General features: G+C 39.0%; 11 protein-coding genes. 9 read left to right on the forward strand and 2 right to left on the reverse strand.

Annotated elements, in window-relative coordinates; translation table 11 throughout:
- Positions 1 to 173 precede the first annotated feature (173 nt).
- The 6 genes from I6F45_RS07200 to I6F45_RS07225 all read left to right on the forward strand — a co-directional run bounded on the left by I6F45_RS07200 (position 174) and on the right by I6F45_RS07225 (position 9,138).
- On the forward strand, positions 174 to 1,667 hold the full coding sequence (locus I6F45_RS07200) for a peptide MFS transporter (RefSeq protein ID WP_197160089.1): 1,494 nt from the start codon (positions 174 to 176) through the stop codon (positions 1,665 to 1,667).
- A 146-nt stretch (positions 1,668 to 1,813) separates the two neighbouring features.
- Complete coding sequence (locus tag I6F45_RS07205; RefSeq protein WP_197160091.1) at positions 1,814 to 4,558, forward strand: metallophosphoesterase; 2,745 nt, start codon at positions 1,814 to 1,816, stop codon at positions 4,556 to 4,558.
- Positions 4,559 to 4,862: 304 nt separating this feature from the next.
- The gene (gene hppD, locus I6F45_RS07210) at positions 4,863 to 5,909 is read left to right on the forward strand and encodes a 4-hydroxyphenylpyruvate dioxygenase (RefSeq protein WP_024589439.1); all 1,047 of its coding nucleotides are present in this window, start codon (positions 4,863 to 4,865) and stop codon (positions 5,907 to 5,909) included.
- Between the two features lie 136 nt (positions 5,910 to 6,045).
- Positions 6,046 to 7,359: a fumarylacetoacetase gene (fahA, locus tag I6F45_RS07215; RefSeq protein WP_197160093.1), complete on the forward strand. Its 1,314-nt coding sequence runs from the start codon at positions 6,046 to 6,048 to the stop codon at positions 7,357 to 7,359.
- A 143-nt stretch (positions 7,360 to 7,502) separates the two neighbouring features.
- Complete coding sequence (locus tag I6F45_RS07220; protein WP_197141112.1) at positions 7,503 to 8,666, forward strand: M23 family metallopeptidase; 1,164 nt, start codon at positions 7,503 to 7,505, stop codon at positions 8,664 to 8,666.
- Positions 8,656 to 9,138 carry a bactofilin family protein gene (locus I6F45_RS07225; RefSeq protein ID WP_197141114.1) on the forward strand — a complete coding sequence of 161 codons (483 nt, stop codon included), beginning with the start codon at positions 8,656 to 8,658 and terminating at the stop codon, positions 9,136 to 9,138. The genes I6F45_RS07220 and I6F45_RS07225 overlap by 11 nt, the downstream gene beginning before the upstream one ends.
- Before the next feature lie 21 nt (positions 9,139 to 9,159).
- Here the strand turns inward: I6F45_RS07225 and I6F45_RS07230 are convergent, their stop codons facing one another.
- Positions 9,160 to 9,633 (reverse strand): hotdog fold domain-containing protein, encoded by a 474-nt coding sequence (locus tag I6F45_RS07230; protein ID WP_197160095.1) that lies wholly within the window; start codon positions 9,631 to 9,633, stop codon positions 9,160 to 9,162.
- Between the two features lie 185 nt (positions 9,634 to 9,818).
- On the opposite strand from I6F45_RS07230, the gene I6F45_RS07235 reads away from it, so the two are divergent.
- The 3 genes from I6F45_RS07235 (at position 9,819) to I6F45_RS07245 (ending at position 12,191) form a co-directional block, all read left to right on the forward strand.
- Entirely contained in the window at positions 9,819 to 11,018 is a 1,200-nt protein-coding gene (locus I6F45_RS07235; RefSeq protein ID WP_197160097.1) for a multidrug effflux MFS transporter, read from the forward strand.
- Positions 11,015 to 11,659, forward strand: coding sequence for a LysE family translocator (locus I6F45_RS07240; RefSeq protein ID WP_197160100.1), 645 nt, complete (start codon positions 11,015 to 11,017; stop codon positions 11,657 to 11,659). The genes I6F45_RS07235 and I6F45_RS07240 overlap by 4 nt, the downstream gene beginning before the upstream one ends.
- A 67-nt stretch (positions 11,660 to 11,726) precedes the next feature.
- Complete coding sequence (locus I6F45_RS07245; protein ID WP_002958191.1) at positions 11,727 to 12,191, forward strand: methylglyoxal synthase; 465 nt, start codon at positions 11,727 to 11,729, stop codon at positions 12,189 to 12,191.
- Positions 12,192 to 12,210: 19 nt separating this feature from the next.
- On the opposite strand, the gene yegD is transcribed toward I6F45_RS07245, so the two are convergent.
- The gene (gene yegD, locus I6F45_RS07250; protein ID WP_165729036.1) at positions 12,211 to 13,575 is read right to left on the reverse strand and encodes a molecular chaperone; all 1,365 of its coding nucleotides are present in this window, start codon (positions 13,573 to 13,575) and stop codon (positions 12,211 to 12,213) included.
- Positions 13,576 to 13,622 lie beyond the last annotated feature (47 nt).

Here is a 13,622-nt window from a genome sequence, read left to right on the forward strand (position 1 = left end):
CTAGGATAAGGGTGTGTCTCTTACCTTGTGGTGTTACTGCCATATAGCAAATCATTATCTTAGCTACAAATAATATACTGATGGTCGAGCATTTTAGTGGTTACAAATTCTAAAATAGCTAAAGCAAAAAATTATAAGGCCATCATAACAATACTTAAAGTTAGGAAGTAAATATGAGTTCAGCTCCAGATAGTGGCTGGTTTGGCCACCCTAAAGGACTTTCAACATTGTTCTTCACTGAAATGTGGGAACGAATGAGTTATTACGGTATGCGAGCTATGCTCGTACTATTCATGACAGCAAGCTTACAAGAAGAAGGCCTAGCCTTTACTGTTGCTTCAGCTGCTGCAATCTATGGCCTATATACAGGTGCGGTATACTTTTTAGGTTTACCAGGTGGCTGGCTTGCCGATAGGTTATTCGGTGGTCAAAAAGCGGTTTGGTATGGCGGCATAATTATTATGATTGGCCATATTATTTTGGCTATTCCACATGATTATTCTTTCTTCATTGGCTTAATATTTGTAGCAACAGGTACTGGTTTGCTAAAACCAAATATCAGCGCAATGGTCGGCCAACTATACAGTGATGCTGATGAGCGTCGTGATGGCGGTTATGCTATTTACTACATGGGTATTAACTTAGGTTCTTTAATTGGTTACTACGTTTGTGGTTACTTTATGGAAAACGTAGGTTGGCACTGGGCGTTTGGTGCAGCAGCTGTTGGTATGGCTATTGGTTTGGTGCAGTATAAACGCTCACTTAATAATTTACCTGAGCACAGCGCTTTACCAGCTAATCCATTAGGTCCAAAAGGCACTTCACGCGCCTGGGGTGGTATTGCTGTATTTATAATTGCTGCAGCTGCAGTTACTACGGCTGCAATGACCGGCGCAATTGTAATCAACCCAACAGTGGTTGCAGGCTATGTTGCTGTTGTATTCACGATTATCTTTTTTGTTTATTTTGGTGTTATTTACTTTACAGGTAAATTAACAGATGCTGAAAAACAAAGAATGTGGGCACTATTTTTAGTTTGTATTGCATCTGCCTGTTTTTGGTCTGGCTTTGAACAAGCAGGTTCATCATTAAACTTATTTGCTCGCGATTATACTGATCGTCTTATTGGTACTTTTGAAATCCCTACAACGTGGTTTCAATCATTAAATTCACTGTTTATTATTGCTTTATCGCCATTTTTTGCAGCTCTTTGGATTAACTTATCTAAAAGCTTAGTGTCACCTAGCTACAGCGTTAAGTGTGCTATTGGTTTAATTATCATGGCATCAGGCTTTTTAGTTATGTTTATGGCGGCTCATTACGCAGCTGAAGGCTTAAAAGTAGCGCCTTACTGGCTTGTTACTACGTACTTTTTACATACTGTGGGTGAGCTTTGTTTAAGTCCTGTAGCATTAAGTGCTGTAAGTAAGTTATCGCCTAAACGTTACACAGGTCAAATGATGGGTGTATTTGTATTAACTTACTCAATCGGTAATATTATTGCAGGTTTACTTGCTGGTAATTTCGATCCGAATAATGTTGATGAAATTCCTAACTTATATTTACAAATTGCATTATTTAGCATTGGTGTTGGTGTTGTTTTAGTACTAATGACTTTTAAAGCTAAAGTATGGGAAAAACAAGGGTTAGAAGAGAAAGCCTCTTAATTGTTGTCTATTTTAAATATAACAACATAGCCTAAACATTCCTCCATAGCGTCTATGGGGGAATTTTTTTATTCAACTTTGCCCCACTCTCGTTAACTGATATTATGCCCTGATTGATTATTGAATAGACTCAGGGACAGCAGTATATGCATTTATTAACGTTATCACGTGCCACTCTAATAGTATTTCTCCTTATTTTTTTATCTGCCTGTGGTGGCGGTGATGAAGTCACAGTAAATCCAAATGATCCTATAGAGCCCGAGCCTAGTGGGTTAATTATTACCAATGTTAATGGCTTACAAACGTCATTAGATGAAGGTAACTTTACTATAAACGCCCCAGGACAAATAGTGGCTAGTGATACTGAAATAACCTACGAAAAATTAGTCCTAGATGAGAGTAATCAAGCAAAAAATATCATTTCAGATATACATACGCTTACCCCAGATACACTTCAACTTTCTAGCCCAATGACTGTCACTATAAAAATACCTGACGACTATGTATTAGGCGGCCAATTAACTATTGCTCGTTTAAGCGGAGATTCTTGGTTAAATATTACTAATTCAACGGTATCGCAAGGCTTTGTTAGTGCACAAGTAAACCAACTAGGTAGCTATGCTATAGAAATGCAACGTACTATCGCGTTTTCTGATGTTGGCCCTACATGTGATGCTAATGCAACAGAGCAATCTATACGATTTGTTCATGTTGCCGACATGCATGCTCGCTTTGGGTATCAAGAACAATATTTTAGTCGCATTAAAGCTTATTATAAAAAAGCGCTAAGCGAATCACCGCATACATTATTTACCGATGGTGGCGATGATTACGAAAAAGGAACTGTAGCAGAGCAAATATCACAAGGGTTAGCCTCTGATGAAACCGTAAAGCTAATGGCTTTTGATTTACGTGTTTTAGGGAACCATGACTATGCGTGGGGTCCTGAAAAGCTACTTGAATTTTCACAAGACGATAATGCTATTGTACTTGCCAGTAATACCCGCTTTGAGGGGGGAAATAGTCAGAATTTTGGTGGTGTCGACTTTGCTAAGGTACAGGTTGGTTGCATAACATTAGGTGTGTTTGGGATGACGTCAGTACCATGGGATGAGCTTGACGAACCAATTGAAGATGACCCTATTCCTGACTTTATAAAACAATTTAAAATGAGTTGGAAATGGCAACAAATCGCACAAAGTATTGTAAGCCAATACAGCGATGAAGTTGACTACATGATTATGCTAAGCCACTTAGGCAAAGGAACTGATGTTGAGATAGCAACCAATGTACCCGGTATAGATTTAGTACTTGGCGGGCATACTCATGGTGGTGAGGATTTTATAGAGCTTGATAATAACGCTTTAATCATTCAACCAGATTTTTATGCACGCGGTGTCACCGATTTAAATTTAGTATTTAATACTGCTAATAAAGCACTAAGTCGCTACGACTATCAACATGTAGATACACGAACATCTATAGAGCCTGACAAAGAAACTAAGCTAGCTATCGATGAAATAATGGGACGTTACGCACCCGATGCTGATACCGAAATTGCTATTTCAGAAAACTATCCAAGTGACTTTGAAGTTGCGGGTATTACTGCACTTGCAACTAAACATTCAATCTCAATTAATGCAGCACTGCTCAATCCTGAGCTTGTGCAAAAAAGATGGACGCCAGGTACCGTTACACAAGAAGATTTTCACAAAGCATTTTATGTTGAAAGACAACCATCAAATACTCCAGGATTTAATTCACTGTATCAAGTAACTGTTACGGGCACTGATTTAAATACAATGATTGCCAGTCAGCCCGATTGGTTTGTGCTCAAACCAGAAGATATTCAAGTAACGACAAATTACAATGTCGCTTTATTTAAGGGCGCAGCACTTAACCCTGATTTATTTTTTAGTAGTGTTACTTTTAACGATGTAAAACCAATTGCCGAAGCATGGTGGCTACTTGATCTATACGCGCGCTTTAGAACAACTCAATGTCTTCACCTTGATACAGACACACAACTTAATGCTTGCCAAGATGTGGCTAATATAACAATTTGGAACTTTGACGATCCAACAAACCCACTGGCCCCAGACTTTGGTCCATCGGTTTTAAACTACTTTGACCCAGAAAATGACGGTTGGGGCCCAGAAGACACCCGTTATGAGACAACCACTGCTCTTAATATTGCGGATTTAACTGATGGCCCTTCTGGTGTAATGGCTTTTACTGATCACTCACCTACAGAGGGTTTTAAAATTGAATTAAACACACCAGCAAATGGTGACTTTGCAAGTGACGGTATGGTATCTGATTACACTCTAATAATGGATTTATATTGGCCATCAGAAGATAGCGATTCTTATCGTGCAATAATGCAAACTGAAACAGTAAATTATTTAGACGATGATGCAGATATATTTATTGATCCCAGTGGCGGTTATGGTGAAGCGACGTTTAAAAGTGGGTATTTTGGCGATACTAAACCAGAAACATGGCATCGTGTAGCGTTTGTGTTTTACACAGCACCAATAAATGGCGTATATGAAGTATATATTGATGGTGAACTAGTGGGTGTAAAAGAATTTGGGGAAATAGACCGACGCTGGGCTCTCAACAAAGCAGCGCTCTTATTTACTGACAATAACTACGAAACAGTCCCTGGTTATTTAAATGCATTACTTTATGCTGGTCGTGCTATGACCCGTGGCGAAATTAAAAGTATGGGCGCTGCGCAAAAAAAATTGACCTTTGAGCAACCGATGCGTGTGTTAAATCAAACCATTGGACGCCATTATCAAGCAGCTCCAGCAATAAAAACTAACTTATGGATAGAGCAGCGAAACAAGTTTTTTGGCAACGGCTCTCAAAGTGTAAACAATTAAATACAAATAGGCTTTAACTTGTTCATTACAAAAGGAGGTTTAACGCAGGTTAAATCCCCTTTTTATCATTTAAAAACAACAAGCTAAAAATAAAAACTCACCATTCAATCCTATGGTATATTTTTTCATTTCACTTAACTGTATTACAAACACGTAACTTTATAATAACCGTCCTATTAAATTTACACGTACCACATTTACTAAATAGTGCTCCCCTCTTCCCCAAATCAAAAATCTGGTTGATTATCTACTGCAATATGACAACAACACATAATCGCAGTGCTTAATTGCGGGAGTAATAATAATGAGTGAAGTAAATAACTATTTAGGTTTAGTCGGTATTGAATTTACCGAATACGCAACACCTGATGCTGATTATATGGATAAAGTATTTACTGATTTTGGCTTCTCTAAGCTTAAAAAATTCAAAGGTAAAGACATTGTTTATTACAACCAAAACGATATTCATTTTTTACTGAATAACGAGCGTGAAGGTTTTTCTGCCGAATTTGCTAAAAGCCATGGTCCTGCTATTTGTTCAATGGGTTGGCGTGTTGAGAATGCGCAAAAAGCATTTGAAACTGCAGTAGAGCGTGGTGCAAAACCAGCCACTGATTCAACACATAAAAACATGCCTTACCCGGCAATTTATGGCATTGGCGACAGCCTAATTTACTTTATTGAAAATTTTGGCGACAAAGGCACTATTTACGAAAGTGATTTTGAAGATTTAGAAACGCAAAATGTTGTAGAAGATAAAGGCTTTATCCGAATCGATCATTTAACTAATAACGTTTATAAAGGCACCATGGAAAAATGGGCTAACTTTTATAAAGACGTATTTGGTTTTACAGAAGTACGCTACTTTGACATTAAAGGTCAAAAAACAGCGCTTATTTCGTATGCACTTAAGTCCCCTTGTGGCACCTTCTCTATTCCAATTAATGAAGGTAAAGGAAACGATAATAACCAAATTGACGAATACCTTGGTGAGTACAACGGCCCAGGCGTTCAACATTTAGCATTTTTAACAGATGATTTAGTAAGCTCTCTTGATAAGCTTGATAAATCAACAATTGCTACTTTGGATATTATTCCAGAGTACTACGATACTATTTTTGACCGTGTACCTTGGGTTGCAGAAGATAAAGAAAAAATTCGTCAGCATCAGATACTCGTAGATAGCCAAAGTGAAAATTGCTACTTATTACAAATTTTCTCTAAAAACTTATTCGGTCCAATCTTTATAGAAATGATCCAACGTGTTGATGATGGTGGCTTTGGTGAAGGTAACTTCCAAGCATTATTTGAATCAATCGAACGCGACCAAGAGCGTCGCGGCGTTTTATAAAATATTTGAGTAAATTAAAAGCAGCGAACTTCGCTGCTTTTTGTCGTTTTAATATTTAAAAAGTATTGCGCTGAGTACAAGTATGATTAAATAAACTATACCTTGTCGCCATACAGTAAAATCCAAAGGAAATGTAATGAGCCTAATTAACGAAACCCATGATATTAATTTAACCAGCTGGGTAGAGTCAGCTAATGTTGATAATTGTGACTTCCCTATTCAAAACTTACCGTTTGCAGAGTTTCGTCGTAAAGGGTCTGATGAGGCCTTTCGTGGTGGTGTTGCAATTGGCGACCAAGTAATTGATTTAGCAAAACTGAGCAAATTAGACGTTTTAAAAGGTGACGCAAAAACAGCCGCTGATGCAGCAAGTGAAGCAACCCTAAATACATTTATGGGTTTAGGGGAGCAGTATTGGTCAGCACTTCGTTTAGCGCTTTCAAAAGCACTACGAGCAGGCTCTGAGCACCAACAAGCACTTAGCAATACACTTGTTGCACAATCTGATATAGAGTTTTCACTACCTTGTCGCATCGGTGATTACACCGACTTTTACACTTCTATTTATCATGCTACTGCTGTGGGTAGTTTGTTTCGCCCTGATAACCCATTACTACCTAACTATAAATGGGTACCTATTGGTTATCATGGTCGTTCTTCATCTATTGACGTATCAGGTCAAACATTTCATCGCCCTAAAGGCCAAACTAAAGCGCCTGATGCAGAAGTGCCATCATTCGGTCCTTGTAAGCGCCTTGATTACGAACTAGAGCTGGGTATTTACTTAGGTAAAGGCAATGCACTGGGCGATGCAATCGCGATTGAAAATGCTGAAAACCACGTATTTGGCTTTTGTGTATTTAACGATTGGTCAGCACGTGACTTGCAAGCGTGGGAATACCAACCGCTTGGTCCATTTTTAGCTAAAAACTTTGCTTCAACTGTATCGCCTTGGATTGTTACAACCGAAGCGCTAGCGCCTTATAGAACAAGCTGGACGCGTGATGAAAACGATCCGCAGCCTATGGACTATTTAGAATCAAAAGCGAATCGCGACCAAGGTGCTTTTGATATTCAAATGGATGTTAAAATTCAAACGCAAAAAATGCGTAGCGAAGGCCATAACCCAACGCGTGTATCAACATCTAGCTTTAAGCACTCTTACTGGACTGTGGCACAAATGGTTACTCACCACACAGTAAATGGCTGTAACTTTATGCCAGGTGACATGTTAGGTTCGGGCACTCAGTCTGGTCCAACGCACGAAGAAGCGGGTTCTTTACTTGAACTATCTCGTGGCGGTAAAGAAAAAATTACGTTAAGCAATGGCGAACAACGTAGCTTTTTAGAAGATGGCGATAACGTTATTATGCGTGGCTGGTGTGAAAAAGAAGGTTATGTACGTATAGGTTTTGGCTCAGTAGAGAGCACTGTACTACCTACAAAGTAATACATTTCCATAAATTAAATACAAAAGGGCCGCTTGTGAAAAGCAGCCCTTTTTTATTAATTTTTGAACAGTTACAATTTTTTTCTAGCTTTTTTAACTCAAATTGCTATCTTAATTCGGTTAATAGCCAGTGTTTATATGCCATGTCAGTATTTATAAAGTCTTTTTATCATAAATTTTTCCCAGCCCGACAGCTACTTATTCGTCAAAATGGCGAAGTTAAGCACGTTGTTTTAGCACCTTGGTTTCAACTTCTTGTAGCATTGCTTATTTTAGTCACTTTCACTTGGCTGAGTATTTCTAGCTTTCGTGTTTACACACAAACAAATAAAATTTCTGACATAGAACAAAGTCAAATAAACGAGCAAACACTTTGGCAACAAAAAGTCAGTGAACAGCAAGCTCTTCAAGCAACGCAGCTAGAACAACTTGCGATACTTGAGCAAAAGCAGGCACTACTGCAAAGCATGATAGAATCCCTTCCCGCTTCAATTAGCAAAGATGTCATTAAGCTTGATACAGAACTTGACGTACCAATCAATGAAAATGGCAATGAGTTTCATGAGCCATTAGTCGATGAAAATCAAAAAGGTAAACAAGCGCAGTTAATCGCTCCAATTACATTCGCAACAAGAGTGGCCAACTTAAATAATCATTATGAGCAAAGCTTTACCTATTTAGATAACCAAATTAGTGAACGTCACCAAGCCATTTTAGCTATGGTCAAAGGCGCAGGAATTGAATCAGCGCTTGAGCAACATTTAATATTAAGCGCCCAAACAACCGCACAAGGTGGACCACTTGATACTTTTAACGAAACAAAAATACCAAGTCACTTTTTAGCCATCGTTGATAAGTTATTAATATTAAATAATTTAGAAAACTTTTTAACTGAGCTACCAAATACCCTACCTTTAGCTAAAGCTAAATATTATATTTCGAGCAACTTCGGCCTCCGAAAAGATCCAATGAATAGCAATCATGCCTTTCATAAAGGAATTGATTTAGCTGGTTGGCATAAAACCGAAATATTTGCCCCAGCAGACGCTGTAGTGCTTCGTGCAGGTCGTAATGGTGGTTATGGTAACTTTATCGAGCTTGAACATAAAAATGGCTTAGTGACACGGTTTGGACACTTAAATAAAATTAAAGTGAAAAAAGGTCAGCTGATCACTAAACACGACATAATTGGTTTAATGGGCAGCACAGGCAGAAGCACAGGCACTCATTTACACTACGAAGTATTACTTAACGGTAAACAAGTCAACCCTCTAAAAATAACAAAGGCGCTTTCTCGTGTTTGGTAGAAAAAAACAAAAAACAGTGAGCTCTAATCTAAAAAGAGTAAATCACACACCGTCTATTATTTCACAAGACGTACGCCTTACCGGCACTTTAGTTAGCCAAGGCGAAGTGCAGCTTGATGGCCAAATTGATGGCGACATAAAAGTACAACATTTAGTTATTGGATCAACGGGTGTTGTTGAAGGTATTGTTGAAGCTAAAAGCGTCATTGTTAAAGGCAAAGTTATTGGCTCAATTAATGCCAGTGAAGTAAAAGTACAAAGTGGCGCTCATGTTCATGGCGATGTGTTTCACGATACATTGAGTATTGATGCAGGTGCAGTAATTGAAGGCAGTTTAAAGCAACGCTTTGAAAAAGAAGAGCCTGAACTAATTTCGAAAGAGCTTAAACCCGCAAAAGAAGTTAAAGCATTGTTGAAGGAAGATGGCAGCGACTTATCGTTTGTAAATAAACAAGCCGCTGATAAAAACTAAGTAGAATCAGCTTAACGTAAGCTACCTTTTTTCAGTAATGTACATGGTAATATCTGCAGTGAAAACAAGTTCATTGCGGGTATTATAAAGCTTAACCGGTATTACTAAATCTTCTTTATCAATCCACTTATGTGGTAAATCAATTTCCGCAATTGCAGTCACATCAGTATCTACTTTTGCTAAGTAGCAAACAGTCATCCCTTTTGGGATCCAACGATGGGTTTTAACTGGCACTGTTGCATCAACCATTACGCCCGCACACAACTCCGCTAAGTTACACTGCGCAATAGCATGAATAGTTCCAATATGGTTATGAACGCTACGACGATTTTTAACCACTGCGCTACAATGCCCTTCTCGAAGGTCAAGTACGTAAGGCTTCATCGAGCCAAAGTATGGCGCTTTAAAACAAACAGCTTTAGTAAAAAGCCAATTCCCAAAAGGTAGGCGCTTAAATTTATGCCATGTTTTTACAAGTGCAGATTTATTACTCATTATTATTTTTTCCATCAACAGTTAATTTTTTCAAATTAACACATCAGACCAGTTTTAAAAAGCGCATTTATACTGCCTTTTTAGCTTAATCTAATCAAATAATGAGAACGACAACCTATGCAGGGGCCATAAGCCCTTTCTTTTTTACGAGTGCCCACCTAAAATACTCGGCAAAAGGAGACTCAATGCAAACACAGCCCGCTAAACCAAATATGACTTTATTACTTATCTTAGCGTTACTCGTTATATTTTGCCCTATGGCAATCGATATTTACTTACCCGCTTTTCCAACTATTGCAGAACAATTTGCAGTAACAGAACAACAAGTACAGCAAACCGTTGCTATTTTTATGCTAACAGTGGGTTTAGGCCAGTTAATTGCGGGGCCTTTGGCTGATAAATTTGGCCGAAAACCAGTGGCTATAGTGGGTATAAGTTTATATGCAGGCTCAGCATTACTTGCCTATTACTCACCTTCTTTTGAAATATTGATGATTGCACGTGCGCTTCAAGGTTTTGGCGCTTGTGCCACATTTGTTGTTGCATTTGCGATAGTGCGTGACAAATATGGGAGCGAACGAAGCGGACAAATGATCACTTACCTTAACGGGATTGTGTGCTTTATTCCGGCAATGGCGCCTATTTTAGGGGCATGGCTTACCGTTCAATTTGGCTGGCGTATGAACTTTTTATTTTTAACCGCGTTTGCCATTTTGGGTCTTATTGTTACCCTATTCTTTTTTAGAGAAACTCGTCCTGCTGATAGCCATTACCAGGGTCATATTTTAGATTTACGTCGCTTTACACCGATTATTAAAACACCGGTATTTTTGTTTAATAGCCTAATTTGCATGGTCTCAATGTCGGCAATATTAGTTTATGTGACGCTAGCTCCAGGCTGGCTTATTACGCATTTAGGCGGCACTGTAGCCGACTTTACTTTTTGGTTTACGTTAAATGCCGTAATAAGTATTGTCGCAAGTTTTATATTACCAACGTACATTAAACGAAATAGCCAGCGCGCTTTGCGTGTAGGCGTAAGTATACTGGTTTTCTCAGGGTTATTAATGCTCGCGCTTAGCGGTATAGAAACTGCATTTGCGCTTATGTTACCTATTTTAATTGCAGCATTAGGCTTTGCTTTAAGTTTAGGGTCGGCTGCAGGTATGGCTCTATCTAGCTTTCCTAAACAAGCAGGCACAGCCTCTGCGCTACTCGGTGCAATGCAAATGAGTGGCGCTAGCATATTGGTAGTATTGACCCAGTATTTAGGGCTAAGCACACCATGGCTAATTGCTTTTCACTTATTATTACTAGCTCCGCTTTGGTTTATTTTAATGAGCAAAAAAGCCCATACTTTGCATCCAACTAACAGCACTCAATGATCAACCCTGACTTTTTAGCTTCTTTTTTATTGGCTAGTTTTTTAATGGCAGTAGCACCTGGGCCATCAAATGCATTTTTGATGGCACAAACCTTTGCTAATGGTCGCCGCGCTGGTATGCAAAGTGCTTTTGGTTTTGCATTAGGTGGCGTTGTTCATACTTTTTTTGCTGTTGTAGGCCTAAGCGCAGTCCTAAAAGCTTCCCCAAGTGCCTATGCCGTAGTGCAATATGCAGGCGCAGCATATTTATGTTACTTGGGGTTTATGATGATTAAAGGCACGCTAAAGCAGCCAGAGCCTATATCTGAGGGCAAGCAAACCGATAAACCGCATATAAGTACCAGTAAAAAAAGTAATGTCATGTTTCAAGCCATGATGACTGAAGTGCTAAACCCTAAAGTGGCGCTGTTTTTTATTGCATTTATTCCGCAATTTGTAGATCCAACGCTTTCATCTGCTACTTTTCAACTCGCTTTTTTTGGCTTGCTTTACCCTATTTTTGCTTTTCCGATTGACTGCACGTATATTTATTTTGGCGACAAAATTGCACAGTTTTTTAGACGTAACCCAAATAGCCAACTTTGGATTGATAGGATCACCGGCATTGTATTTATAGCCCTTGCTATCAATCTATTATTTTAACTAACCTGCACTTTGGTTAAGAGATTTATTACCCAGAGTTTAAGCTAACTAATAAAAAAGAATCAGCATGGAACAAAAAACACAATCTCTTCCCGCACAAAAAAATATTGCTTTAGTTGCCCACGACGGTAAAAAAGCAGCATTAAAATTATGGTGTGAAAAGCACAAAGAAATACTAAGTAAGCACACTTTATATGGCACAGGTACTACCGGGCATTTAATTCAAAAAACCACGGGACTTGATGTAGTTCAGCTTTTAAGTGGTCCTATGGGCGGCGATCAACAACTTGGCGCTAAAATAGCTGAACATGAGATACATGTTTTGATATTTTTTTGGGACCCATTAGCATCACAGCCTCATGACCCTGATGTTAAAGCACTGCTGCGTTTAGCCGCTGTTTGGAATATTCCGGTGGCGTGTAATGAGGTAAGTGCAGATATGTTATTAAGCTCACCGCTTATGGATGTAGAGCTTGAACGTACATTGCCAGATTACGAAAAATACCTCGCAACCCGACAAATAGATCTTTAAACCTCAATTGTAATCTAGGTTATTTATAAAGCATGCTGGCCCATTTAGTCAGGCCAGCAGTTACACTACCAAAGTGGTCCCCGTTAACCATTTTTATATTACCTAAGTGCTCACTTAAAGCCGCTTTAATCAATGGTGACTGTGCACTACCGCCTGTTAAGTAAATAATGTCTGGCGTGGTCGCAGCGTCGCTGATTGCTTGTTTTGCTAAAGTAACTATTTGGCTAATACTACTCTCAACGGCAACAGCTAAATCGCTTACCGATACATTTTTATTCAGCCCACTATCTAAAAAGCTTAAATCACAATCAAACGCACTAGCTGATGAAAGTGCTATTTTAGCCGCTTCACCTTGTTGTACTAACTGATGACCTTGCTTGTTTTGCTGTAAATGTATTAAACGCTTATAAAGATCAGGTGCACTTACATCACGTAATTGTGCATTTAGCTCTCGGGTATGGCTTTCACTATAAAACTGGCTTTGTAAGTTTACATCGTTAATTTTACACGCTTGCCAAAACGCTTGATTAGGCAAAGGTAGACCTGATTTAAACGTACTGCCTAAACCCAATAACGGCATTAAACCATGAAAGCTCAAAGCAATATCTAAATCGTTTCCGCCAACACGTTTACCACTGTGAGATAAAAAATCGCCATCGCGCTGGCTATTTCCTCTAAAACTCGGGCCCATTTGTACAAACGAGCAGTCACTCGTACCACCACCAATATCAATAACGAGTACTTTTTGATCCTGAGTTAAATCACTCTCGTAATCGATACCCGCAGCAAGTGGCTCATATAAAAACTCTACGTCTTTAAAACCAGCGCGTTTAGCAGCGCGTTCTAAAATACCGACCGCTTGTTGATTTGATTGCTCACCACCCACAGCTTGAAAGTTTACTGGGCGACCAATCACTGTTTGTGTAAGTGTTTTTCCTAGAGAGAGCTCAGCGCGTTGTTTAATTTTTAAGATCATCGCGGTTGCAATATCTTCAAAAAAGTTAATTTGACCTTGCTTTAAACCTGTTGCGCCAAAAAATGATTTAGGGGACTTAACAAAGTAGCCTTCTTCAGGAAACTGCACGTACTCGCTAATCGCTTCACGACCAATAAATAGGGTTTCATCTGAAGGTTGTAAATCAAGGTCTGACTTAATACGAGGTAAGGTATTTAATAATGCTTGGCGCTGCGTTAAAAAGTCATGCTCATGGGCTGTGCCATGTAAGTGCTTAGCAACAAAGTCAACAACCAAGGCACTGTGATGAGTGTAAAGTGTAGACGGTAAGTAATGTTTTCCTTGCTCTAGCGGTACTAATTGAACATTACCCTCGCTCATTACACCCATAGCACAATTAGAACTACCGTAATCAAAACCTACAAACATACTTCACCATACATTACCAAAAAGGCCGCGCAATTTAGCACACTTTG

Source organism: Pseudoalteromonas sp. SWYJZ19, assembly GCF_015864375.1.
In the GTDB taxonomy this organism is placed as follows: domain Bacteria; phylum Pseudomonadota; class Gammaproteobacteria; order Enterobacterales; family Alteromonadaceae; genus Pseudoalteromonas; species Pseudoalteromonas arctica.

What these genes read in the sequence shown, in the direction of transcription:
- I6F45_RS07200 (WP_197160089.1), top strand. Translation starts at nt 174, where the DNA reads ATGAGTTCAGCTCCAGATAGTGGCTGGTTTGGCCACCCTAAAGGACTT.
- I6F45_RS07220 (WP_197141112.1), top strand. Translation starts at nt 7,503, where the DNA reads ATGTCAGTATTTATAAAGTCTTTTTATCATAAATTTTTCCCAGCCCGA.
- fahA (WP_197160093.1), top strand. Translation starts at nt 6,046, where the DNA reads ATGAGCCTAATTAACGAAACCCATGATATTAATTTAACCAGCTGGGTA.
- hppD (WP_024589439.1), top strand. Translation starts at nt 4,863, where the DNA reads ATGAGTGAAGTAAATAACTATTTAGGTTTAGTCGGTATTGAATTTACC.
- I6F45_RS07240 (WP_197160100.1), top strand. Translation starts at nt 11,015, where the DNA reads ATGATCAACCCTGACTTTTTAGCTTCTTTTTTATTGGCTAGTTTTTTA.
- I6F45_RS07230 (WP_197160095.1), bottom strand. Translation starts at nt 9,633, where the DNA reads ATGAGTAATAAATCTGCACTTGTAAAAACATGGCATAAATTTAAGCGC.
- I6F45_RS07235 (WP_197160097.1), top strand. Translation starts at nt 9,819, where the DNA reads ATGCAAACACAGCCCGCTAAACCAAATATGACTTTATTACTTATCTTA.
- yegD (WP_165729036.1), bottom strand. Translation starts at nt 13,575, where the DNA reads ATGTTTGTAGGTTTTGATTACGGTAGTTCTAATTGTGCTATGGGTGTA.
- I6F45_RS07205 (WP_197160091.1), top strand. Translation starts at nt 1,814, where the DNA reads ATGCATTTATTAACGTTATCACGTGCCACTCTAATAGTATTTCTCCTT.
- I6F45_RS07245 (WP_002958191.1), top strand. Translation starts at nt 11,727, where the DNA reads ATGGAACAAAAAACACAATCTCTTCCCGCACAAAAAAATATTGCTTTA.